Here is a 20732-nt window from a genome sequence, read left to right as displayed (position 1 = left end):
GTTGCGATACAGAGTGCTGCATCCATGTAGAATCCGTGACGAACGGTACTACACTTCACTCAGCGCGCGCTGCAGTCTGCTGCAGGGTGGCTGTCAGCCGCTCGTCTGACGCATCGTTTTGCAGCAGGCGTGTGGAAGCGATGGGTATGGAACGCATCACCGCCTCGCTCGAGGAGCGTCACCAGGCGTACCTCAAGCGGGTTCGTGAGGAGCCAGAAGAGGGCGAGCGAGGGAAATCGGAGGCTGTGCGGCTGATATTCGAGCGCGCTGAAGAGCGTGATGAACTCGCGCAGCAGCGTGACGCACTCCGACGAAAGACCGATGAACTCCGCTCACAGCTTGCTGCAGCGAACTCACGGATCGATGCATCGAACGAGTTGGTCCGCGCGGTCGAGCGCGAGCAGTCGATCGCCGAGCGGAAGGCACAGGCGGGGATCGTCACCCGGGCGAAGTGGTGGCTGACCGGGATGCCCTCGTCGTCCTCGCCCTCGTCGTCGTCGTCGTCGGAGGCGGCGCGTGTCACGGAGCCAGAGCCCGCCTCGGAGCCGGAACCGAGCGGAGAATCAGCGGGAGCGACAGAGCGGGCGGCGGCGGCAGAAGCCTCGACGGCGCGGCCGTCGCGCTCCTCCTCGAGTCGGTCGTCGTCGTCGCGCACGAACAACGAGTGACGGGACGGGGGCGTCCTGCGCGCGGCTTAACCAACACGTGCACGACGGCGTCCGCGGTTGTTGGTTAAGATCCGATGCCGAACGTCGACGGGCAGCCCGCCGACGAATGAGTATAGCTACACGCTATAGCTATACCGACCGACAGCGCCGCCGTCGCCTCCCCGCGCGCGCGACGCCTCGGAAAAAACGTTGCGTCGGTCCCGTCCTCGCTTACGTCCGGGCGTGCGCCTCGTCGATCTCGACGGCGAGCTGATCGTCCAACATGGGGAAGTAGCCATACCGCCACCCGGTGCGGCCGATGAACAGGCCGACGCCGGGATTCCAGCGGGTGAACTCTCCGCGGGCGAAGGCGTGTTCTTCTTCCTCCTTCAGCTCCCGACGCTTCGTGACCGAGAAATCGCCGGCGTGGTCTTTCTCGACGTGTTTGGTATAGGTCTTGAACTCCGTGCCGACGACCGTCCGGGCGTAGTCGATCGACGCCTCGTCACCGAGCCGGAGGATCACGCGCGAGACCAACCCCGAGAGGATGGACGTCCCGCGTTCCTTCCCGTAGTTCGCGAAGAGCTGACTCACCGACTGCAGCGTCAAGAGCACCTGAACCTGCTGGCCGCGACCGAGGTTCACGAGGTCGTCGAGGCGGCGCAGCCCGGGGATGCGCGTCGCTTCGTCGAGGATGAAGTACGCCCCCCGACTGGCGTCGTCGAGCGCGTGCATCGCCGCGTGATCCACCAGGAACCGAAAGATGGGCGCGACGGTCTGGCCCTGCCGTTGCGGGAAATCGAGGACGAGCACGCGCCCCTGTGGGTTGCGCATGTACTCGCGGATGGAGATCTCCGCGTCGGCGGTGTGCGTTGGAGCCGCAGCCGCAGCTTCGTCGGCTCGGGCCGCAGCCTCGCCCGCGAAGTCGCCGACGAAGACGTCAGCGACGCGCTGCTGGACGGTGGCGTACACGCCGACGGACTGGCGAGAGCCGTCGGGATCGAGCGCGGACGTCGCCGCGGCCATGTCGCCGTGCTCTGAGAGCGCCTCATACAGGTCCTCGCGTGAGAACTCCCGGAAGGTGCGTGCGAGTAGGGCGTTCGACAGCGTGACGTCGGGATCCTCGCGGTACTCGCGATCGAGGGCGACGCACGTGGCGCGAAAGACGTCACGCGCGGCCTGCTCGAAGAATTTCGCACTACCGTCGCCGTCGGCGGGGAAGAGCGCCCGGGCCAGCTCGCGGTAGTCCCGCTCGTCGTCGACCTCCTGGAACACGTTCCAGATGTGCGTCGACCCCGACGCGGAGACGCGGATCACGGCGTCCTCGCCACAGACCTCCCGGAGAAAGTCCTGGTAGTCAGTCTTGTAATCGAAGGCGACGATGGGCTCGTCACCCCGACGGGCGTCGGTGAGCTGCCAGACGAGCGTCTTGCCTACCTCGGTCTTGCCGGAGCCGGTGGTGCCGAGCGCGAGCATACTGGTGGGCCGCTCGATCGTCGCCGCCGTGAGGTCGACGAGCCGGCCGAGAATGGGGAGTGCGGCAACCCGAGCGACGAGGCCACTGGCACCGCCGCCGGTGAGGCCGACCCCCATCGGAAGGACGAACCCCTGGCGAGCGGCGCGCGTGAACGCCTGCCGGCGGACGAGCCGGCGGACGGTCGCGGCGAGCCGGCGCCACCCCAGGACGAGGCCGATGAGGATGAGGCTCCAGACGGCCGCTGGTGCGCCCCAGGCGACGTAGATGAGGACGGGCAGGCCACCCAGGAGGGCGCGGCGCTGCATCGTCGAGAGGCGCCACCAGCGCTCGCGAAGCCGGGGTTTGAATCGCGTTCCTAACCCAAAGTCAGATACGGACACGCCGAGATAGCCGAGTGCCGCGACGGTGAGCACGGTCGAGGCGAGGTCTGTGACGAGTTCCATCATCTCCCTCAGACCCCCCGCCCGCGGTCGTGCTCCGACTCGCGGCCTTGCTCCTGCTCCTGCGCTCGCGTGTACTCAGTGGTCTGTTCTGCCTGCTGCTGTCGTTCCGCCCGGAGGAGCGACGCCTCGAGCGCGTCGGCTCCCCGGTCGGGGTCACTCGTGTCCATGTTGTGTGTCATTGCTTGGTGCTGCTGGTGCTGTTCTTGGTGCTGGTGCTGTTCCGGTGCTCGATCCGTACGTTCTGGCCGGGGACGAGCGACGTCCCGGCGGAGGGTGTGCTCGCGCCCCCGCTCGACGAAGTGCTCATCCGCGCGCGCACGCGTCTCGCGAATATCGTCCAGGTCCATGTAGAGCGAGTTTTGCGAGCCGGCGATCGCGACGTGCACGTGCGGGTGCTCGGTGTCGCGGTGGATCCCGTAGGCGTACACGGTATTGGGCCGGTCGGCCAGGAACTCACGCATGGTCTGGCGGGTGCGAAGCGACAGTTCGCGGTCGGAGAGGCGCTCACCGTTCTCCGGCGAGAGAATGAAATCTCGCGTGAACTCGTGGCGCTCTGAGTGTGCGAGCATCGCCGCCCGCTGCTCGTCAGTCAGGGGCTCGCCCCGGTGGTTCCGGAGGTCATCACGGGCGTCGCGCTCGATATACGCGAGGAGATCGCCACAGCCCGCGTGGCGATGCGACGTCTGAAAGAACGTCGTCACAACTCGTCACCTCCCCCCTCACCGCCACCGCTCCCCGAATCGGTATCACGGAGCGCGCCGAAGCCGGAGCCCTCGCTGGCTCCCTCCTCGTCGACGTCTCCGCCGTCGTCTCTATCGGCGTCTCCATCGGTGTCCACGTCGGCGGGGTGGAGGTCAGGGTGCTCCTCGACGGGGATGCGAAGCCGCCGCGCCGCCGTCGAGAGTGCCTCCCGGCGTTCCGTGTCGGGATGCTCCGTTTTCAGAAGCTCCCACAGAGCGATCGCGTACACGTTCCCCCGGGCGGAGAGGTCGCGGACGTCGTCGGCCACCGCCACGAGTTCGTCACGGCCGTCGGCGAGCAGCTGCTCGATGTGCCGCTCCGCCTCGCTCTCCTCGATCAGGCGCTCTGCGGCCTCGCTCTGGCGTTGCTTTTGGACGAGGCGGTAGAGGTACTCCGAGACGCTCAGGTCGCGCTCGTCGGCCTCCTCTTCGATCTGACCCTTCTCGCCCTTCCCCACGTAGAGCGTGAGCCGCTGGTCACGCGCCACGGGGGAGCGACACCTCCGGGAGGTCACGTCGTCGACACGAGCCCGGATCCGGCCGGGCGTGTTGAGAACGAGGGTCAGTCGGCCGGCTGTCGTCGGTGGGATTCACTCCTTCGTGGCGGCGTGGGGTGGGCCTGGCAAGTTTAAGAACCACCGCACTCGGTGGTGAATCCGGCTGTCGTCGTCTGATTTCCATCTGTGGTACTACCACCACACTTCTGTTACACCTCTTGTATTAAGTAGATCACCGGTACGGTGAAAGTGAATTCAGGACTGACAGACAGAGCGACGCGTTCGGGAGGACGCCCTGCGTGACGCGGGTGGGACTGACAGGCCGGTCGTCGGTGCTCGAGGACAGGGACGTCCGGCGCCGACGGGAGTTGATCGAGGCGGACAGGCCCGCCCTCACAAATAACAGAACTACTCTGTGCTCGTGGACCCACCCCCACCACGGCGCAGTATAGCGATTTCCGAGTAATCGCACATCATGGCCCCACGATACCGGCGTCTCTTGCTGGTAGTTATGTAAGGCCGTCCGAGAGAAACGCGGTGTGCGGGGCGTCGAGGCGGTGGCCGACGACACGACACGCGACGCGAGAGCGGCGAGACGACCGCCACCGCATCGCACCGCACCGCACCGTCACCGCCACCGCCGGACGCCCCCCTCCCTCCGGTCGGGGGTAACGCTCAGGCTTCCGGGTCGGGGGGCAAGCCCCCGCTTCCGGCCGCTCCGCGCGGACTGGGACCCGCGCTCCGCTGGTCCTTCGCTGTGCCGGCTGTGGGGGTCGAGCCGGATCCGAATACGTTCGTGATCCGACGGGCGGAACGGTCGTGTTCGTGGGGACCGAACCGCCGGTATGCACAACGACGGTGAGCGGGAGACCGACCGGGATGCTCTCGCCGCGAAGGTGGCCCGAGTCGTCGAGTACAACACGGGCGGGCCACAGCCGGTCAGTATCGAGCCGTTCCGCGTCGGGCAGATCCTGACCCACCGAAACCGCCACTCCCCGGCACAGGTAGACGCGGCGATCGAGCAGGCGCTCGAGCAGGGATTCATCACGACGACCGACAGCGGTGAGCTGGTCTCCGCAGAAGGGATCCGTTAGGCGAGCGGTAGGGTGGGGTAGTTCACTGTCTCCCCTGCAGACTCAGTCGGAGTCAGCCGACTCGCGATCCGCACGGGAGGGCGCCCGCCCGCGCTCCCACGCCCGGACGTCGACGCCTTCGCCTTTGAGGTAGTCGCGAATCTCATCACGCTGCTCACGCATCGCGTCGCGAACCGCCTCGATCTCGGCGTCCGTTACCGGCTCGTGATCCCGTGCCATTGTTCAAATCTCCGTATGTATCCTTCCATGTGCTCAGTTAAGTGGTCTTCGGCGGCATCGAGCGCGACGTTCGCCGGGAGCGGCGGCGTCAGTTCGTGACTGTCGATTTTCTCCCCCTCGCGGTAGACGTCGATATGCAGCCCCTCTTCGGTAACGTCGTGCGTCGCTTCAGCACTCCCGTCGGCGTCGTGATCGTAGCGGACGACCGTCGCCCACTCCTCGCGGTCAGGATCGAGCAGGTACTCAAGTTGCACGACGAACCGCCGCACCTGTCCACGCTCGACGTCGATCCCGAGCCGGCGGCGCACGCGGTACTCGAGCGGCGTCGTGAACGCTTTATCATACTCTCGGGGGGCATCGTCTGGCATCTCACTCGTCGGCGCGGTCTTCGTGTAGACCCTGCTTAGCGAGCCGAGGAGATATTTCCTCGAGTTCTTGCGCAATTGCCTCCCGGGCGGCGTCGACGTGACGAAGTGCCATCCAAAGTTGTCCATCGTCCGGTGGTGCATACACGTCGGACAAATTCACATCCTCGCCGATACGCTTCTCAGCGAGCGCTTCTATGTCCCGAGACGCCAATTCCTCCCGTTGGCCGTGCACACGGTTCAGGTCTTCGAGCGCGTCGAAAAGCCGCTCAACCGCCTCGGCGACATTGTCGTTACCCATCGTCGTCCTCACAGACGGCCTCCCGAAGTTCATCGCCGAGCGTGGGGTGGTGCTCGTCGAGGATGGGGAGGTCAACCTCGCCGATCCGTTCGATCTTGTCTCGAACGCGGGCGACGACACGGTATCGGTAACTGTCCGAGACGTCCGCGTCCCCCGCGAGAATCTCTATCTCACGGTCGGTGAGCAGGGCGCGGTAGGTCTTTTCCGGCATGGCGGACGGGTTCGGTGCTGGCATACATTACTCTATGCGGTTTCCTCCGCGATAAACATTACCCTTTGGAGTATCGCTACTCCAGAGAGTAATCTTTATGTTACTCCACGTAGTAGCTATAGGTAGAGACAGACCGGTCCCTCGGGGCGTTTCACTCGATAGGAGGAAACGCCCGCGCGTCACACCGCGCGGGCTGGGGTGTCTTGCACGGTAACACCCATGACGACACACGAGACTGCGGCAGAAGAACGTACCGACAATGACCTCGACCTGGAGCTTGACCCGCGCGATGTGCGCGCCCTCACGCACTACCTGCTGGTGGTCGAGGACGCCCCCGACCTCTACCTCGTGTACGGCGAGGGCGGCGACGAGTACACGGTCGACGCACGCACCGGCGCGTGCACCTGTCCGGACCACGAGTACCGCGGCGTCACGTGCAAGCACGCCCGCCGGGTGGCCTTCGAGACGGGCGCTCGCGACGTCCCCGCGGACGCCGACCGCGACGCGATGGATCCGCTGCTGGTCGAGGCGCTCGAGGACGTGGACCGAGCGACGGGCGACGACGAGCAGGATCCGGCCGTCGCGACGGACGGCGGGCTCATCGTCGCCGGCGATGACGGCGAGGTCCTCGAGGGCGAGGACGAGGGTGAGGGTGAGTACACGTACCACGTCGAGCCGCCCGCAGAGGGCGGACAGCGCTACGTCCGCTGCGACGGCTGCGGGCGCGAGCTGCTCATGTCACTCGGCGGCCGGAACGCTCTCCTCCACGCGGCCGATTGTCCGACCGAGACCAATGAGGGAGCGTGACATGGGGACGGGGGCGAGCGTGATGTTCAAGGCGTGCGACGCCTGCGGCGAGATCAAGGAGGACGTCCGCCGCGTGCGCGTCGAGGGCGAGACGCTCCGGCGGGCGCTCTGTCCCGACTGTCGCTCGGCCGAACAGTCCTAACGAAAGCGCGGGGGCCGTCCCCCGCCTCTATAGGTATGACCTTTTCTGCGGCGTCACCGACCCTTACTCACAGTCAGCGACGGCCGATCATCCACGCTACAGTGACATTGTAAGTTACCGAATTATCCGGCATAAGCCGGTGCTAACCGGAGCTGCTGGAGACGCAGGACAATACCACTCGGAGCCCGACGACAGCACATCTTGTTACTCAGATACTCACGAAATCACTATACCGGAGGCGTGCTATATACAACCAATTATCAATGAGTTAACGAGCGACGGGGGAGCGTGGCAGCTGCCGCGCTTGCGTACGGATGCCGATGACGCGACGCACCGCGGCCGGTGTGCGTCGTCGAGGCGCGAGACCGGCCCGGTAGCTTCCGAGTCGTGCAGCGCAGACCGGTCCCCCGGGCCAGTCGTCCGGGGGAGGGTGTAACAGTGGCATGCCACTGACGCGGTGATCCTTCAATCCCCACCTGTGTCCGCGCACCTCGCCGCCGCCGGGGCGGGGTGCTGCTTCGTCAGTCGCTCGTGTCGGCCGCTTCAATCGGCGGGAGGGGCCCAAATTTCCCACGCCGTGCCTCTGCGTGACTGGCCGTCCGCCACCAGCGTGTAGCCCTCTGCGGTGTCGTCTCGCTCCTCGTCGCCATAGATGACGTCGAACCCACCGTAGTCGGGGAGATCGGAGTCGATACCGTCGGCGAGTTCGGGCGATTCCAGGGCGTCGATGCGCCGCTCAAGATCGCGTTTGCTGGACATGTGCTTGATTATCTATCACCGGCGGTCTTGGAGTCCTCGGGGGGCTGAGCCGTCGTGCCACGTCGACGTCGCGGGAGGCTCGATCGTGAGACCGGAATCAGAGGTGAATTCGCCCTCTGGCCCGTAGTAGCGGTCGTACTCCGCCGGTGACATCCAGCCACTCGGTGTTTCAGGATCGCCCCCGATCCTGACAACAAAGATCCGTTCCTCGTCGGGGTGGGACGGCTCGAGCGCGTCAAGCCGCCGATCGAGGTCACGTTTCGATCGGCGGGTCACTCCCGATCACCTGGATTGATCCTGTACGTAAACTCGCTCTCCGGCAGGTCGCCGTAGTGGCGCTCGTACTCCGCCGGCGAGAGCCACCCGGTCGGGGCGTCGTCGTCGCCACCGATGATCGCGACGAAGATCCGTTCCTCGTCGGGGTGGGACGGCTCGAGCGTGTCGAGGCGCTTCTCGAGGGTGCGTTTCGATCGGCGCGTCATGCTCCCCCCTCCACGATCGAACGGTCGGAATCGTGGCCGGAGGCGCCGGCGAGCGGACCATACGCTGGATAGTCCGGCGACGCTGCCATGACCGTCCGATCCCAGACGCGATCAACGTGGTCTGCCGTGATGGCCGCTTGCTCGAAGAATGCACGGACACCCTCGTCGCCAAGCGGGACGTCTCCCTCCACCCGACCGTGGAGAAACTCGAGGAACGTCGGTTGCGGGATGTACACCCCCGTCTCGGCTCGGAGATCGTACAACGCGCGGGAGAGCCGGCCGCGGAACTCCGCGATCACCCCGGACGTCATAATGAGGAACCCCGGAGCGTTCCCACGAGCACATTGGGCGTGCCAATCCGTCTGTATTGCAGTGCTGAGAGGGTCGGACACTGAGAGCGGGGTGTATACTAAACAGAGCTCCGGCGTCTGCTCTGACTGGTCTTCGAGCTGGTCGAGGCGCTTCTCGAGGCCGCGTTTCGACCGGCGGGTCACCGCTGGCCCTCCTGCTGTGCTTCGAGGCGCTCGAGGCGGTCGGCCAACACGTCGAGATCGTGGAACTCGGTGATCCACTCGTCGTAGTCCATCGCTGTCTTCGCCGCCTTCCGATACTCTTCGTTATCGAGGAGCCCCCGGATCGCACGGGACACCACGGCCTCGACGGTGAACGCCCGTCGGTCACGATCGACGAGCCGAGCGTGAACGTGGCGGGCGATCCGGGCGAAGTCCTTGCTAATCTGCTGTTGGCTCACGCCGTAGTCCTCGGCGAGTTCCGTCTGGTTGAGTGCGGCGGGGTGGCCCGCCTCTTCGACGAGTTGTAGCAATTCGGCGCGCCGTTCGACGTAACTGTACTCCGTCCGGGCTTTCGAGGGGAGGTCAACGCTCGAATAATCGGGCTCAGTACTACCCTCTACAACTCCGAGCGCCGCAGCAGACGAGGCAGACGAACCGGACGAAGCCGGCGAGGAGGAAGAGGGGGACGCCACGCCGGCTACCCCTCTTCCTCCAAGTCGACCGCCAGGCGGTCGGCCAGTTGCTTTTGCGTTCGTAGCGGATGCGTGTCCCGCAGGCGCGCCGCTGCCTCCTCGTCTCCCGCCGCAACCAGCCGATCATAGATCGCGTTGACCATCAGTTTCCACCGGTTGGCCGGGCGGTCTTCCGCCGGGTCGTGCCGTCCCTGCTTCTCACGGCGGCGCTGGTGCTTGCGCGCCTGTTGTTCCTGCCACTCCTTCTCGAGGTCCATGCGGGATTTGACGTTCGAGAGATCGCGCTCGGTCGGATTCGAGAGCACGGTGACGCGAGGGTGCTTTCGTAGCAGGGCATGGGCAGCATCCGCTTGAGCCGCGGGGAGTTCGAACCGTCGGACGTCCTCGCCTGGGTCGGGCTCGGGGAGTTCGATCAGGCGCTCACCGTCGGGGTCCGTCGGGTCGCCGATCGTGGCGAACGCCGTGGGCGCGCCTAACACGATCACGTCGCTGTCAGCGTCACTACTGTCGGTCTCGGGGGTGTCGGTGGTGGGAGATGCGTCGGTCATGATGGATGGATGGATGAATGGAATGGTACGGCGTGGAGCAGGCCGTCGACTGCGGCGAGTCGGTGCGGCCGGATGAACGGCGGACCCCGCCGCCCATCCGACGATGCTACAAACCACAGAGACGGTATCGGGGGAACACCAGCCCCGTTCGTGCATCCTGCTCGCTCCGGAGGCACGACAGCCGGAGGTCATCACGAGTTCGGGGACTCCGCCCCCGCCCGGTTGGTGTGGGCCAGTAGCCGCCGGATGACGTCCTCGTAGCTGTCGCCCGGGCGCTTCCGGTAGAACAGGGCGTCACGCGTCTCCGGCTGGACGGCGATCGTTGTATGGCTCGAATTCGAGGGCATAGCACTGGACTGAGGGCATCGACGGACGGATGCGGTGTGTTCACTCGTCTATAAGATCTATAGGTACAAGAACCTTCTGATCAGTGTGGTAAATTTACACGTCAATATCGGTGGACAGAACGTCCGTTCTCGGCGAACCACTCAGCACGGGCGCATACGTTTCAGGTGGAGACCGCGGACACCACTCATCAATCGGCGGAGTCCTATCAGACACACGAGAAGTGTAGACGCTGTAGACGGGGGCCCCCCCCTACCTTCTTTATTAGAGCGTATACTACCTCGTTTTCTGCTACTCTATGCGAGTTTAGTGGAGGGACCGTCTACACCGTCCACGCCTCCAGAAAACAGGGTAGAGAACCCACTCATTCTTGTGAATTCGCGTAGACGGTGGTGAGAACTCGAAAAAGTGACCGTCTACACTGTACTGATTTCCGAGGGGAATGTAGACGCTGTAGACGGTCGGAGCTGGAAAGTTCTGAGCAGCGGCGAGACAGCGAGGAAAAGAGCGGTCGGGGTTAGAACCAGCGTTCGTGTTCGTCGCATGCTGCTATGGGGTCTCCTCAGACGTCCCCCGGAGAGACCGCCGGGGGAGCGTGGACAGGATCGACGAGTGCCGTTGCTGGTCGGCGGGGTCGTTTGACCCGGTGGTCACGGGCGTGGTCCGCTGAGTCGGTTGAGTCAATGTGAGTCAATAGGTGGGGGTCGGCATTGACTCAGCAAAACCACAAGACGGCAGTGGAATTGAGACGGGTGAGTCAATTGAGTCAATGTCTCGGCCTACTCTCTGATTATACCCATAGTTAGTAAGCGAGCAAACGCGATTTGATTGACTCAATTGACTCACTCCAACTCACCCCTCCGCAGTGTGGCGATTTTGTGAGTCAATGTACCATTCCTGACATTGACTCAGATTGACTCAATTGACTCACCTCGCTTCTCATGACTGTTGGTCGTGGGTACATCATGCGCGCCGCGCGCTTCGGCACTCGCCGTCGGCATCCTCCTCACTGTGAGCACCGTCCGATGTCCACTTCCCAGCTCGTTCTGTCGGCGTCTGGTCGGCGCTCCCTCAGCCTCCGTCAGTTCGGTGAAGGAGTACGCCGAGGGCGTCGGTAGGAGGGGCGTCCTTCAGTCTCCGTCAGTTCGGTGAGGGACGCGTCGCTGGTCGGCTCCCGTCCGCCACCAGGTGACGCTCTCGGCCTACTCGGACGGAGGTCTCGTTGCGCGCGCGGGCGAAGCTACGACGAACGTCTGGATGGGCGTCGAGGCAGCCGCGAGGCTGTCGTCGTGGTCGTCGCCGCTGACACCTGCCTGACTGGCTTCCCAGTGTGTGGGAAGCTCCGCCGGTTACGGCAGGGTGGATGTCACTCGACGGACTCTCGCCCTCGACGGACGCCGTGGCGTCCGCGTCCCCCCGTCGAGGAGGACGAGGGGGGAGGTCAAGCCGGCTACACTACTTCGTAGACGCCCGTTTCTGGTTCTTGAAGCACGCCCGTGGTGAGCGCCGTGGCGAGCGCGGTCTCTGCCGTCTCGGGGTCCATCCCCCGCCACTGCGTGGCCTTCGCCAGCAACTCCCCTCGTGGGAGCCGACCGTCCGATCCGGCCTGCTCGATAAGTTCGCGAAGACGGACGGCGTCGGCACGCGTCGACGTCGCATCGTCAGGGACCGCACTCGACGCGTCAGGCGATTCTGGAGGGGTCTCCTCCCCGGTCGTACCCCCGGCGTCAGGCGTGTCGGAGGCGGTCGCGCCCCCGTCCGTAACCGCCTGATCAGTCGCGTCGGTACTCTCTGCGAGATCGGCGTTCGCGCCGCGGTCACCTCGCTCAGTCGTCCCGACGCCCTGCTGAATCTCGGCCACCTCGGTCGCGTATTCGCTGAAGGTGAGTTGTGGGCCGTACTTGTCGTGAATCTCTAATTTCGTCCCACTAATCCGGTAGCACTTGCCCGCCTCGAGGCCGGCCAGCTCCGCGACGCCGGCGAAGTCGATGACGTCCACCATGTCGGTCGCATCACGGACCGTCCCCGAGTAGGCCGGGCCGCGTTCGGCGGTGTTTTCCTCGAAGCCGAGCACTTCGACGGTGACCGTCGTATAGCCGTCCGCGACCGAGAGATCGGCGAGCGGCGTCTCGTCGTGCACCGTCGACCGCTCAGTTGGCTGACCGTCGCCGTCCCCGTCCCCGTCCCCGTCAGCGTCGTCATCACGGTCGGTGTCGTCGACGTCAGCCATATCGTCGAACGGGAGGGTGACCTGGTGGGCCATCGTCGGCGGGATGTGCTGTGCCCCTTCGGAGGTCAGCGTCGCCGCGCGAAGCGTCCGGATCTGCTCGCCGTCGACGCGGGGGCGGTACTCGTCGACGGTGAAGGTGGTCTGGCCGAGGACGCGCCAGAAGACGCGCTGATCACGGGGAGCGAAGTCGTTCGCCTCACAGAACCGAACGTAGGTCTGATAGACGACCGCTTTGGGGAGTTCGTACCCTCGCTGATTGTCGAGACACTCCACGCGAAACTGCTTAATCGGGTCGGAGAACTTCTCGTAGTATTCGAGGCGCTCCTCGCCCGTCTCGGGAAGACTCACGTCGCCGTGCTCGCGGAGGCGGTCGAGGCCGTCGAGCGCCGCGTTCAGCAAGCCGGAGAGTTCCTCGTCGGTCGTCATCGACTCGACGAAGCCCTCTTTCTTCGCGTCCGGATTGCCGTCGTCCGCCTCCGTGGTGAAGTTGTACGGGAGGTGTACCGGGACGATGCGGCGCTGAATCGAGTGAAGCCGTTCGCCGAACGCCGGCGGCTGGTTCACCCCGAACATGAGGGTCGCTGTGTTCCGGAACGAAAAGCCCTGCTCGCCCTTCCGCTCGGCCATGATCCGGTCGCCACCGGTGAGCGCCTTCAGCTTGCTCACGTCGGTCACCTTCGCACCGGACATGTCCGCCGCCATGTTCGCGAGCTTCCCGTAGAGGTCGGCCGTCGCAAAGCGGTTCTCGGCGAGCGACTGGAGTTCGTGCTCCGCGACGTTATCCGCGCCGAGGAGGTCAGTGACCACGTTGAAGAACGTCGTCTTGCCGTTCGAGCCCTTGCCGAAGAGGATGAGGAACTTCTCGTAGTCGTAGCGCGGCCACAGCGCATGTCCGACCATCTCGAGCATCGTCCGCTTGTCCTCCTCGCGCTTCGTGATGTCGTCGAGGAAGGCGTCCACGGTAGGACAGGCCGCGTCAGGGTCGTACGCGGCCGCGATCCGGCGCGTAAACAGGTACGCCGGCGAGTGGTCGGCGAGCTCGCGCGTCTCTAAGTTGAGCACGCCGTTCGCCACGCAGAGCAGCGGCGCGTCCGCCGCGCCGGCATTGAATTCGTCGCGCGTGTGGCGACAGGTCGCCTTCAGCTGGTCGACGATTTCGTTTCGCTCGTGCCGGCTGTAGTGCGGGCCGAGGTTCGCCTTCAGTATGTCCGAGACGTACGTTTCCCCGTTGCGGACGAAGACGCCCGTCTCGGCGTCGTAGTAGTGGAGATGGTCGGTGTCTCGCGGCGTCGCGAAGGCGTGATCGGCGAGGAGGAGGTCGACCGCCTCACTCCTGGCGTACTTGTTCTCACAGCCAGGGACGTTCGAAGGCTTCGCGTAGACGCCGCGCACGTGCTCCCATGACGAGGCTCCATCGTCATCGGCAGCATCGGATTCGCCGTCCGTCTCGGCGTCTCGTGCCGTCTCACCAACGATCGCGGGCGGAGTCGGCGCGGTCTGGCTTCCCGGTGAGTAGAACTCCGTCACGCCGGAGAGGGCTTCGTCGATCGTTCCCTCGCCGTAGGTCGTGCCGTCGGCGTAATGGGGCTCGTCCCACTTCGCCCGCATCCGGCCGGAGTTCCGAACGATGCGGTCCATCTGGTGGCGGTCCCCGCCGGTCCAGAACGCGAGCATCGAACAGAAGGCGAGGTCAGCACGACTCGTGTCATTGCTGTGCATCGAGTCGTCGCCACGGTACAGCCGTGAGAACTTCTCGCCGTTCTCGGCGGCGCGCGCCTTCTCCAGGAGTTCCTCGTCGTCGAGGTCGAGGTCCGGCGGCGGTGCCGTCGAACCCGTCGCCGCCGATTCTGATTCGCCAGCAGCCATGTACTCGGCGTACAGGTCTTTGACCACGCCGTTGCGCTGCTCGACGGCCGGCGAGACGTCGAACTCGGTCGCCTGCTCGCCGGTCACCGTGAAGAACCGGCCGTCATCGTACAGTTCCAGCTCACTCGACTCGAACGCCTCGAGCGTCGAGTCCTGGGGGACCTTGTTCCGGTCGCCCGGGTGGAATCCGACGACGTAGACGTGATAGCCAGTCCCCGACGGGGAGACCTCCGTATACGAATCGAGGCGCTCGATGACGTCACGCGCCCACGGTTCGACCTCCCTCGTGTCGGGGTCACGGACGTCGTCGAGGTCGACGCCCGCAACGATGTCGTCCCGGGCGAACACGAAGCCGACGCCGTCCGTCCGCTCACGACCGTCGCGGTGGTACGCTACGGCCGTCTCGAATGAGCGCCAGGTGTCGGGATCCGTCGACGCGGCGTACGGGTGGTCCGCCTCGCCGTCAGCACGCTCGTCGTAGGGTTTGATCGGAACCTTCGTCTCCTCCCCGTCGCGATGCTCGATCCGCCAGCACACCCACTGCGCGCGCTGTCGGAGCCGCTCCGGGACCGCCTCGAACACGGTCACGCCGACCACCCGCAGTCGCTGAGGCGCTCGGGGACAGCGGCGGGTCGGAACGCGAGCGGTGGCCGGCCGTCACCCCCTCACTGTGACCACCCGAAACGCCGATGAAGCGTTTTGATCGCGTCGTCACGCTCGCCGGCAGTGTCGCCGCTCCCGGTCATCGGACCACCTCACCGGCGTCTGCGTCCCCGCGTGGATAGGTGACGCCGAGCGTCCGCTCGTGAAACGTGCTGCAGGCCGGACAAGCGGCGAGTTTGCCCCGCCGGGGGTCACCGAAGACCCGGACGTACTCCCGCGTGACGTATGCCTCGCACCCCGAGCAGCGCGGACTCATCTAACCTTCACCTCCGCGATCGCCTCGAACTCCTCGAGCGTGTGGTTCTCGCAGGCGTGGGTGACGTCGCGCGGATCGGCGTCGATCTCAACCGCCGTGGACGCCGTGCAATTCGCCGCGTCGCACTCGTAGATGCTGTAGACCAGTCGATACCCTCCAGACGGCGACTGCTCGTAGTCCGTCCGGTCGCGCCCCCCTGCGTAGAAACGAGTCGGCGACATCTTACTCGCCGACCTCCACGGCACAGAAGCATTCCCAACACGGAAGCTGGTCGCCGTCGACGCCGTCGCAAAATTCGTTCCCGTTCGGACACGGCTCTTGCCCCCGCTCCCCTCCGGAGCGCTCGCGTCGCTCAGAGACGCTTGCTTGCTAATCTGTCCCTCGCTGTCGTGTGCGGAAACCTCGACGTCTCCGCGGGCGTTGGTTATCGCCATGGTCCGGCCGACCGTTCCGGGACTCACCGGAAGCGCGTCGGTTGCTCTCCCCTACGAATTCAAGTGATAAATAGTTGTGTGCTGTGTCACTCCCTGTCCGGTGACCAACCGGCGCCTGTACCTCTCTCAGCGTGAACGATCAGCCGTACGATGCGCTAAAAGCACACAACTGTGTGTCAATGTGTCTCTAAAAAGGCCAGCCGTAGCTATTGGTTCATTGTTTTTTCAGAATGGCGTAAAACGCCACGGGGCGCATTTCGATGGTGGGTGAGTTAAGTCCACCTGCAACCCCGCGGCGCGTCGGCCGAACCATTGCTTGACGCTTGGCGATTGCGGACACGGCCGGGCGTGGCTCGTGTCTATTCCATTCTACACTACAGTCACCTATAGATGTTGTGGAAAATGGCACAGACAGCCGCCAATTCGGCGGAATTGTATAGATACGTCTATTCGCTTTTACAGGGTGGTGTGTGTTCCTCGCATCTGTGCCGCGCGTGGTTCTCTCGGTGCGGCGATGCAGCGGGTTCCTGTCTCCGGACTGCCTGACGATCCAGTAGCTTCTGTCTCCGGGTTGCCTGACGGAAGCCACCGCATCGATGTAAGTCATTCGGTTGTTCTGGTAGTTAACCACAGAGTTACTGTCTATGAGGGCTTAGCGCGCTCTGATCGTTAAGACCTATCCGCGCGCCGTCTGGTGGTTTTCAAAACCCGGTCTGTCGGCAGTGACGCGTACGACGGTCGGCGGGCGCGACCGCCTGTATGTCGCGCGCTCGACGTGTAGAGGGCGAACCGGTGGACGAGGCGGGGGAAGGGACGGTCCGGCGTGATGCATATACCGTATGTTGCGATACAGAGTGCTGCATCCATGTAGAATCCGTGACGAACGGTACTACACTTCACTCAGCGCGCGCTGCAGTCTGCTGCAGGGTGGCTGTCAGCCGCTCGTCTGACGCATCGTTTTGCAGCAGGCGTGTGGAAGCGATGGGTATGGAACGCATCACCGCCTCGCTCGAGGAGCGTCACCAGGCGTACCTCAAGCGGGTTCGTGAGGAGCCAGAAGAGGGCGAGCGAGGGAAATCGGAGGCTGTGCGGCTGATATTCGAGCGCGCTGAAGAGCGTGATGAACTCGCGCAGCAGCGTGACGCACTCCGACGAAAGACCGATGAACTCCGCTCACAGCTTGCTGCAGCGAACTCACGGATCGATGCATCGAACGAGTTGGTCCGCGCGGTCGAGCGCGAGCAGTCGATCGCCGAGCGGAAGGCACAGGCGGGGATCGTCACCCGGGCGAAGTGGTGGCTGACCGGGATGCCCTCGTCGTCCTCGCCCTCGTCGTCGTCGTCGTCGGAGGCGGCGCGTGTCACGGAGCCAGAGCCCGCCTCGGAGCCGGAACCGAGCGGAGAATCAGCGGGAGCGACAGAGCGGGCGGCGGCGGCAGAAGCCTCGACGGCGCGGCCGTCGCGCTCCTCCTCGAGTCGGTCGTCGTCGTCGCGCACGAACAACGAGTGACGGGACGGGGGCGTCCTGCGCGCGGCTTAACCAACACGTGCACGACGGCGTCCGCGGTTGTTGGTTAAGATCCGATGCCGAACGTCGACGGGCAGCCCGCCGACGAATGAGTATAGCTACACGCTATAGCTATACCGACCGACAGCGCCGCCGTCGCCTCCCCGCGCGCGCGACGCCTCGGAAAAAACGTTGCGTCGGTCCCGTCCTCGCTTACGTCCGGGCGTGCGCCTCGTCGATCTCGACGGCGAGCTGATCGTCCAACATGGGGAAGTAGCCATACCGCCACCCGGTGCGGCCGATGAACAGGCCGACGCCGGGATTCCAGCGGGTGAACTCTCCGCGGGCGAAGGCGTGTTCTTCTTCCTCCTTCAGCTCCCGACGCTTCGTGACCGAGAAATCGCCGGCGTGGTCTTTCTCGACGTGTTTGGTATAGGTCTTGAACTCCGTGCCGACGACCGTCCGGGCGTAGTCGATCGACGCCTCGTCACCGAGCCGGAGGATCACGCGCGAGACCAACCCCGAGAGGATGGACGTCCCGCGTTCCTTCCCGTAGTTCGCGAAGAGCTGACTCACCGACTGCAGCGTCAAGAGCACCTGAACCTGCTGGCCGCGACCGAGGTTCACGAGGTCGTCGAGGCGGCGCAGCCCGGGGATGCGCGTCGCTTCGTCGAGGATGAAGTACGCCCCCCGACTGGCGTCGTCGAGCGCGTGCATCGCCGCGTGATCCACCAGGAACCGAAAGATGGGCGCGACGGTCTGGCCCTGCCGTTGCGGGAAATCGAGGACGAGCACGCGCCCCTGTGGGTTGCGCATGTACTCGCGGATGGAGATCTCCGCGTCGGCGGTGTGCGTTGGAGCCGCAGCCGCAGCTTCGTCGGCTCGGGCCGCAGCCTCGCCCGCGAAGTCGCCGACGAAGACGTCAGCGACGCGCTGCTGGACGGTGGCGTACACGCCGACGGACTGGCGAGAGCCGTCGGGATCGAGCGCGGACGTCGCCGCGGCCATGTCGCCGTGCTCTGAGAGCGCCTCATACAGGTCCTCGCGTGAGAACTCCCGGAAGGTGCGTGCGAGTAGGGCGTTCGACAGCGTGACGTCGGGATCCTCGCGGTACTCGCGATCGAGGGCGACGCACGTGGCGCGAAAGACGTCACGCGCGGCCTGCTCGAAGAATTTCGCACTACCGTCGCCGTCGGCGGGGAAGAGCGCCCGGGCCAGCTCGCGGTAGTCCCGCTCGTCGTCGACCTCCTGGAACACGTTCCAGATGTGCGTCGACCCCGACGCGGAGACGCGGATCACGGCGTCCTCGCCACAGACCTCCCGGAGAAAGTCCTGGTAGTCAGTCTTGTAATCGAAGGCGACGATGGGCTCGTCACCCCGACGGGCGTCGGTGAGCTGCCAGACGAGCGTCTTGCCTACCTCGGTCTTGCCGGAGCCGGTGGTGCCGAGCGCGAGCATACTGGTGGGCCGCTCGATCGTCGCCGCCGTGAGGTCGACGAGCCGGCCGAGAATGGGGAGTGCGGCAACCCGAGCGACGAGGCCACTGGCACCGCCGCCGGTGAGGCCGACCCCCATCGGAAGGACGAACCCCTGGCGAGCGGCGCGCGTGAACGCCTGCCGGCGGACGAGCCGGCGGACGGTCGCGGCGAGCCGGCGCCACCCCAGGACGAGGCCGATGAGGATGAGGCTCCAGACGGCCGCTGGTGCGCCCCAGGCGACGTAGATGAGGACGGGCAGGCCACCCAGGAGGGCGCGGCGCTGCATCGTCGAGAGGCGCCACCAGCGCTCGCGAAGCCGGGGTTTGAATCGCGTTCCTAACCCAAAGTCAGATACGGACACGCCGAGATAGCCGAGTGCCGCGACGGTGAGCACGGTCGAGGCGAGGTCTGTGACGAGTTCCATCATCTCCCTCAGACCCCCCGCCCGCGGTCGTGCTCCGACTCGCGGCCTTGCTCCTGCTCCTGCGCTCGCGTGTACTCAGTGGTCTGTTCTGCCTGCTGCTGTCGTTCCGCCCGGAGGAGCGACGCCTCGAGCGCGTCGGCTCCCCGGTCGGGGTCACTCGTGTCCATGTTGTGTGTCATTGCTTGGTGCTGCTGGTGCTGTTCTTGGTGCTGGTGCTGTTCCGGTGCTCGATCCGTACGTTCTGGCCGGGGACGAGCGACGTCCCGGCGGAGGGTGTGCTCGCGCCCCCGCTCGACGAAGTGCTCATCCGCGCGCGCACGCGTCTCGCGAATATCGTCCAGGTCCATGTAGAGCGAGTTTTGCGAGCCGGCGATCGCGACGTGCACGTGCGGGTGCTCGGTGTCGCGGTGGATCCCGTAGGCGTACACGGTATTGGGCCGGTCGGCCAGGAACTCACGCATGGTCTGGCGGGTGCGAAGCGACAGTTCGCGGTCGGAGAGGCGCTCACCGTTCTCCGGCGAGAGAATGAAATCTCGCGTGAACTCGTGGCGCTCTGAGTGTGCGAGCATCGCCGCCCGCTGCTCGTCAGTCAGGGGCTCGCCCCGGTGGTTCCGGAGGTCATCACGGGCGTCGCGCTCGATATACGCGAGGAGATCGCCACAGCCCGCGTGGCGATGCGACGTCTGAAAGAACGTCGTCACAACTCGTCACCTCCCCCCTCACCGCCACCGCTCCCCGAATCGGTATCACGGAGCGCGCCGAAGCCGGAGCCCTCGCTGGCTCCCTCCTCGTCGACGTCTCCGCCGTCGTCTCTATCGGCGTCTCCATCGGTGTCCACGTCGGCGGGGTGGAGGTCAGGGTGCTCCTCGACGGGGATGCGAAGCCGCCGCGCCGCCGTCGAGAGTGCCTCCCGGCGTTCCGTGTCGGGATGCTCCGTTTTCAGAAGCTCCCACAGAGCGATCGCGTACACGTTCCCCCGGGCGGAGAGGTCGCGGACGTCGTCGGCCACCGCCACGAGTTCGTCACGGCCGTCGGCGAGCAGCTGCTCGATGTGCCGCTCCGCCTCGCTCTCCTCGATCAGGCGCTCTGCGGCCTCGCTCTGGCGTTGCTTTTGGACGAGGCGGTAGAGGTACTCCGAGACGCTCAGGTCGCGCTCGTCGGCCTCCTCTTCGATCTGACCCTTCTCGCCCTTCCCCACGTAGAGCGTGAGCCGCTGGTCACGCGCCACGGGGGAGCGACACCTCCGGGAGGTCACGTCGTCGACACGAGCCCGGATCCGGCCGGGCGTGTTGAGAACGAGGGTCAGTCGGCCGGCTGTCGTCGGTGGGATTCACTCCTTCGTGGCGGCGTGGGGTGGGCCTGGCAAGTTTAAGAACCACCGCACTCGGTGGTGAATCCGGCTGTCGTCGTCTGATTTCCATCTGTGGTACTACCACCACACTTCTGTTACACCTCTTGTATTAAGTAGATCACCGGTACGGTGAAAGTGAATTCAGGACTGACAGACAGAGCGACGCGTTCGGGAGGACGCCCTGCGTGACGCGGGTGGGACTGACAGGCCGGTCGTCGGTGCTCGAGGACAGGGACGTCCGGCGCCGACGGGAGTTGATCGAGGCGGACAGGCCCGCCCTCACAAATAACAGAACTACTCTGTGCTCGTGGACCCACCCCCACCACGGCGCAGTATAGCGATTTCCGAGTAATCGCACATCATGGCCCCACGATACCGGCGTCTCTTGCTGGTAGTTATGTAAGGCCGTCCGAGAGAAACGCGGTGTGCGGGGCGTCGAGGCGGTGGCCGACGACACGACAC

The 20732-nt window shown here is 65.3% G+C and carries 24 protein-coding genes; 5 read left to right on the top strand and 19 right to left on the bottom strand.

Going from position 1 to position 20732, the window contains the following annotated elements; all coding sequences use genetic code 11:
- Positions 1-146: 146 nt before the first annotated feature.
- Complete coding sequence (locus P1K31_RS21715; protein ID WP_276306857.1) at positions 147-668, top strand: hypothetical protein; 522 nt, start codon at positions 147-149, stop codon at positions 666-668.
- A 210-nt stretch (positions 669-878) separates the two neighbouring features.
- Here P1K31_RS21715 and P1K31_RS21710 read toward each other — a convergent pair whose 3' ends face one another.
- From P1K31_RS21710 to P1K31_RS21700, 3 genes are read right to left on the bottom strand one after another with little or no spacing between them, the layout of a single operon-like run.
- On the bottom strand, positions 879-2567 hold the full coding sequence (locus tag P1K31_RS21710; RefSeq protein WP_276306856.1) for a type IV secretory system conjugative DNA transfer family protein: 1689 nt from the start codon (positions 2565-2567) through the stop codon (positions 879-881).
- 8 nt (positions 2568-2575) lie between these two features.
- Positions 2576-3268 carry a relaxase/mobilization nuclease domain-containing protein gene (locus P1K31_RS21705; protein ID WP_276306855.1) on the bottom strand — a complete coding sequence of 231 codons (693 nt, stop codon included), beginning with the start codon at positions 3266-3268 and terminating at the stop codon, positions 2576-2578.
- Entirely contained in the window at positions 3265-3795 is a 531-nt protein-coding gene (locus P1K31_RS21700; protein ID WP_276306854.1) for a hypothetical protein, read from the bottom strand. The genes P1K31_RS21705 and P1K31_RS21700 overlap by 4 nt, the downstream gene beginning before the upstream one ends.
- An 854-nt stretch (positions 3796-4649) precedes the next feature.
- On the opposite strand from P1K31_RS21700, the gene P1K31_RS21695 reads away from it, so the two are divergent.
- Positions 4650-4898, top strand: a complete 249-nt coding sequence (locus tag P1K31_RS21695; RefSeq protein ID WP_276306853.1) for a hypothetical protein — start codon at positions 4650-4652, stop codon at positions 4896-4898.
- Positions 4899-4940: 42 nt separating this feature from the next.
- On the opposite strand, the gene P1K31_RS21690 is transcribed toward P1K31_RS21695, so the two are convergent.
- The 4 genes from P1K31_RS21690 to P1K31_RS21675 are packed head-to-tail and all read right to left on the bottom strand — an operon-like array spanning position 4941 to position 6018.
- On the bottom strand, positions 4941-5117 hold the full coding sequence (locus tag P1K31_RS21690; protein ID WP_276306852.1) for a hypothetical protein: 177 nt from the start codon (positions 5115-5117) through the stop codon (positions 4941-4943).
- Positions 5093-5485, bottom strand: coding sequence for a DUF7718 family protein (locus P1K31_RS21685; protein ID WP_276306851.1), 393 nt, complete (start codon positions 5483-5485; stop codon positions 5093-5095). Before P1K31_RS21685 ends, P1K31_RS21690 begins: the two co-directional genes overlap by 25 nt.
- A 1-nt stretch (position 5486) precedes the next feature.
- Entirely contained in the window at positions 5487-5783 is a 297-nt protein-coding gene (locus tag P1K31_RS21680; RefSeq protein WP_276306850.1) for a hypothetical protein, read from the bottom strand.
- The gene (locus P1K31_RS21675; protein ID WP_276306849.1) at positions 5776-6018 is read right to left on the bottom strand and encodes a hypothetical protein; all 243 of its coding nucleotides are present in this window, start codon (positions 6016-6018) and stop codon (positions 5776-5778) included. Before P1K31_RS21675 ends, P1K31_RS21680 begins: the two co-directional genes overlap by 8 nt.
- 195 nt (positions 6019-6213) lie before the next feature.
- Here P1K31_RS21675 and P1K31_RS21670 point away from each other — a divergent pair, with 195 nt between their 5' ends.
- The gene (locus P1K31_RS21670) at positions 6214-6801 is read left to right on the top strand and encodes a DUF8118 domain-containing protein (RefSeq protein ID WP_276306848.1); all 588 of its coding nucleotides are present in this window, start codon (positions 6214-6216) and stop codon (positions 6799-6801) included.
- Entirely contained in the window at positions 6788-6943 is a 156-nt protein-coding gene (locus P1K31_RS21665; RefSeq protein ID WP_276306847.1) for a hypothetical protein, read from the top strand. The genes P1K31_RS21670 and P1K31_RS21665 overlap by 14 nt, the downstream gene beginning before the upstream one ends.
- Before the next feature lie 543 nt (positions 6944-7486).
- On the opposite strand, the gene P1K31_RS21660 is transcribed toward P1K31_RS21665, so the two are convergent.
- The 9 genes from P1K31_RS21660 to P1K31_RS21620 all read right to left on the bottom strand — a co-directional run bounded on the left by P1K31_RS21660 (position 7487) and on the right by P1K31_RS21620 (position 15298).
- Complete coding sequence (locus P1K31_RS21660) at positions 7487-7702, bottom strand: hypothetical protein (protein ID WP_276306846.1); 216 nt, start codon at positions 7700-7702, stop codon at positions 7487-7489.
- A gap of 272 nt (positions 7703-7974) precedes the next feature.
- Positions 7975-8184, bottom strand: a complete 210-nt coding sequence (locus P1K31_RS21655; RefSeq protein WP_276306845.1) for a hypothetical protein — start codon at positions 8182-8184, stop codon at positions 7975-7977.
- On the bottom strand, positions 8181-8678 hold the full coding sequence (locus P1K31_RS21650; RefSeq protein WP_276305544.1) for a hypothetical protein: 498 nt from the start codon (positions 8676-8678) through the stop codon (positions 8181-8183). The genes P1K31_RS21655 and P1K31_RS21650 overlap by 4 nt, the downstream gene beginning before the upstream one ends.
- Entirely contained in the window at positions 8675-9007 is a 333-nt protein-coding gene (locus tag P1K31_RS21645) for a hypothetical protein (protein ID WP_276305545.1), read from the bottom strand. The genes P1K31_RS21650 and P1K31_RS21645 overlap by 4 nt, the downstream gene beginning before the upstream one ends.
- A gap of 167 nt (positions 9008-9174) precedes the next feature.
- The gene (locus P1K31_RS21640; protein ID WP_276306862.1) at positions 9175-9717 is read right to left on the bottom strand and encodes a hypothetical protein; all 543 of its coding nucleotides are present in this window, start codon (positions 9715-9717) and stop codon (positions 9175-9177) included.
- 191 nt (positions 9718-9908) lie between these two features.
- Complete coding sequence (locus P1K31_RS21635) at positions 9909-10064, bottom strand: hypothetical protein (RefSeq protein ID WP_276306861.1); 156 nt, start codon at positions 10062-10064, stop codon at positions 9909-9911.
- A 1448-nt stretch (positions 10065-11512) separates the two neighbouring features.
- On the bottom strand, positions 11513-14746 hold the full coding sequence (locus P1K31_RS21630) for a phage/plasmid primase, P4 family (protein ID WP_276306860.1): 3234 nt from the start codon (positions 14744-14746) through the stop codon (positions 11513-11515).
- A gap of 154 nt (positions 14747-14900) precedes the next feature.
- Positions 14901-15077, bottom strand: a complete 177-nt coding sequence (locus tag P1K31_RS21625) for a DUF7563 family protein (protein ID WP_276306859.1) — start codon at positions 15075-15077, stop codon at positions 14901-14903.
- Entirely contained in the window at positions 15074-15298 is a 225-nt protein-coding gene (locus P1K31_RS21620; RefSeq protein ID WP_276306858.1) for a hypothetical protein, read from the bottom strand. The genes P1K31_RS21625 and P1K31_RS21620 overlap by 4 nt, the downstream gene beginning before the upstream one ends.
- 1200 nt (positions 15299-16498) lie before the next feature.
- Between P1K31_RS21620 and P1K31_RS21615 the strand changes: the two genes are divergently transcribed.
- Positions 16499-17020, top strand: coding sequence for a hypothetical protein (locus P1K31_RS21615; protein WP_276306857.1), 522 nt, complete (start codon positions 16499-16501; stop codon positions 17018-17020).
- 210 nt (positions 17021-17230) lie between these two features.
- Here the strand turns inward: P1K31_RS21615 and P1K31_RS21610 are convergent, their stop codons facing one another.
- The 3 genes from P1K31_RS21610 to P1K31_RS21600 are packed head-to-tail and all read right to left on the bottom strand — an operon-like array spanning position 17231 to position 20147.
- Positions 17231-18919, bottom strand: coding sequence for a type IV secretory system conjugative DNA transfer family protein (locus P1K31_RS21610; RefSeq protein ID WP_276306856.1), 1689 nt, complete (start codon positions 18917-18919; stop codon positions 17231-17233).
- Between the two features lie 8 nt (positions 18920-18927).
- Positions 18928-19620 (bottom strand): relaxase/mobilization nuclease domain-containing protein, encoded by a 693-nt coding sequence (locus P1K31_RS21605; protein ID WP_276306855.1) that lies wholly within the window; start codon positions 19618-19620, stop codon positions 18928-18930.
- Complete coding sequence (locus P1K31_RS21600) at positions 19617-20147, bottom strand: hypothetical protein (RefSeq protein ID WP_276306854.1); 531 nt, start codon at positions 20145-20147, stop codon at positions 19617-19619. The genes P1K31_RS21605 and P1K31_RS21600 overlap by 4 nt, the downstream gene beginning before the upstream one ends.
- Positions 20148-20732: the final 585 nt, after the last annotated feature.

It is taken from the genome of Halomarina halobia (assembly GCF_029338575.1).
In the GTDB taxonomy this organism is placed as follows: domain Archaea; phylum Halobacteriota; class Halobacteria; order Halobacteriales; family Haloarculaceae; genus Halomarina; species Halomarina halobia.
The sequence above is the reverse complement of the archived record's forward strand: the minus strand, read 5'-3'. Positions and strand labels throughout refer to the sequence as shown.

What these genes read in the sequence shown, in the direction of transcription:
- P1K31_RS21715 (WP_276306857.1), top strand. Translation starts at nt 147, where the DNA reads ATGGAACGCATCACCGCCTCGCTCGAGGAGCGTCACCAGGCGTACCTC.
- P1K31_RS21710 (WP_276306856.1), bottom strand. Translation starts at nt 2,567, where the DNA reads ATGGAACTCGTCACAGACCTCGCCTCGACCGTGCTCACCGTCGCGGCA.
- P1K31_RS21695 (WP_276306853.1), top strand. Translation starts at nt 4,650, where the DNA reads ATGCACAACGACGGTGAGCGGGAGACCGACCGGGATGCTCTCGCCGCG.
- P1K31_RS21690 (WP_276306852.1), bottom strand. Translation starts at nt 5,117, where the DNA reads ATGGCACGGGATCACGAGCCGGTAACGGACGCCGAGATCGAGGCGGTT.
- P1K31_RS21685 (WP_276306851.1), bottom strand. Translation starts at nt 5,485, where the DNA reads ATGCCAGACGATGCCCCCCGAGAGTATGATAAAGCGTTCACGACGCCG.
- P1K31_RS21680 (WP_276306850.1), bottom strand. Translation starts at nt 5,783, where the DNA reads ATGGGTAACGACAATGTCGCCGAGGCGGTTGAGCGGCTTTTCGACGCG.
- P1K31_RS21675 (WP_276306849.1), bottom strand. Translation starts at nt 6,018, where the DNA reads ATGCCAGCACCGAACCCGTCCGCCATGCCGGAAAAGACCTACCGCGCC.
- P1K31_RS21670 (WP_276306848.1), top strand. Translation starts at nt 6,214, where the DNA reads ATGACGACACACGAGACTGCGGCAGAAGAACGTACCGACAATGACCTC.
- P1K31_RS21665 (WP_276306847.1), top strand. Translation starts at nt 6,788, where the DNA reads ATGAGGGAGCGTGACATGGGGACGGGGGCGAGCGTGATGTTCAAGGCG.
- P1K31_RS21660 (WP_276306846.1), bottom strand. Translation starts at nt 7,702, where the DNA reads ATGTCCAGCAAACGCGATCTTGAGCGGCGCATCGACGCCCTGGAATCG.
- P1K31_RS21655 (WP_276306845.1), bottom strand. Translation starts at nt 8,184, where the DNA reads ATGACGCGCCGATCGAAACGCACCCTCGAGAAGCGCCTCGACACGCTC.
- P1K31_RS21640 (WP_276306862.1), bottom strand. Translation starts at nt 9,717, where the DNA reads ATGACCGACGCATCTCCCACCACCGACACCCCCGAGACCGACAGTAGT.
- P1K31_RS21635 (WP_276306861.1), bottom strand. Translation starts at nt 10,064, where the DNA reads ATGCCCTCGAATTCGAGCCATACAACGATCGCCGTCCAGCCGGAGACG.
- P1K31_RS21625 (WP_276306859.1), bottom strand. Translation starts at nt 15,077, where the DNA reads ATGAGTCCGCGCTGCTCGGGGTGCGAGGCATACGTCACGCGGGAGTAC.
- P1K31_RS21620 (WP_276306858.1), bottom strand. Translation starts at nt 15,298, where the DNA reads ATGTCGCCGACTCGTTTCTACGCAGGGGGGCGCGACCGGACGGACTAC.
- P1K31_RS21615 (WP_276306857.1), top strand. Translation starts at nt 16,499, where the DNA reads ATGGAACGCATCACCGCCTCGCTCGAGGAGCGTCACCAGGCGTACCTC.
- P1K31_RS21610 (WP_276306856.1), bottom strand. Translation starts at nt 18,919, where the DNA reads ATGGAACTCGTCACAGACCTCGCCTCGACCGTGCTCACCGTCGCGGCA.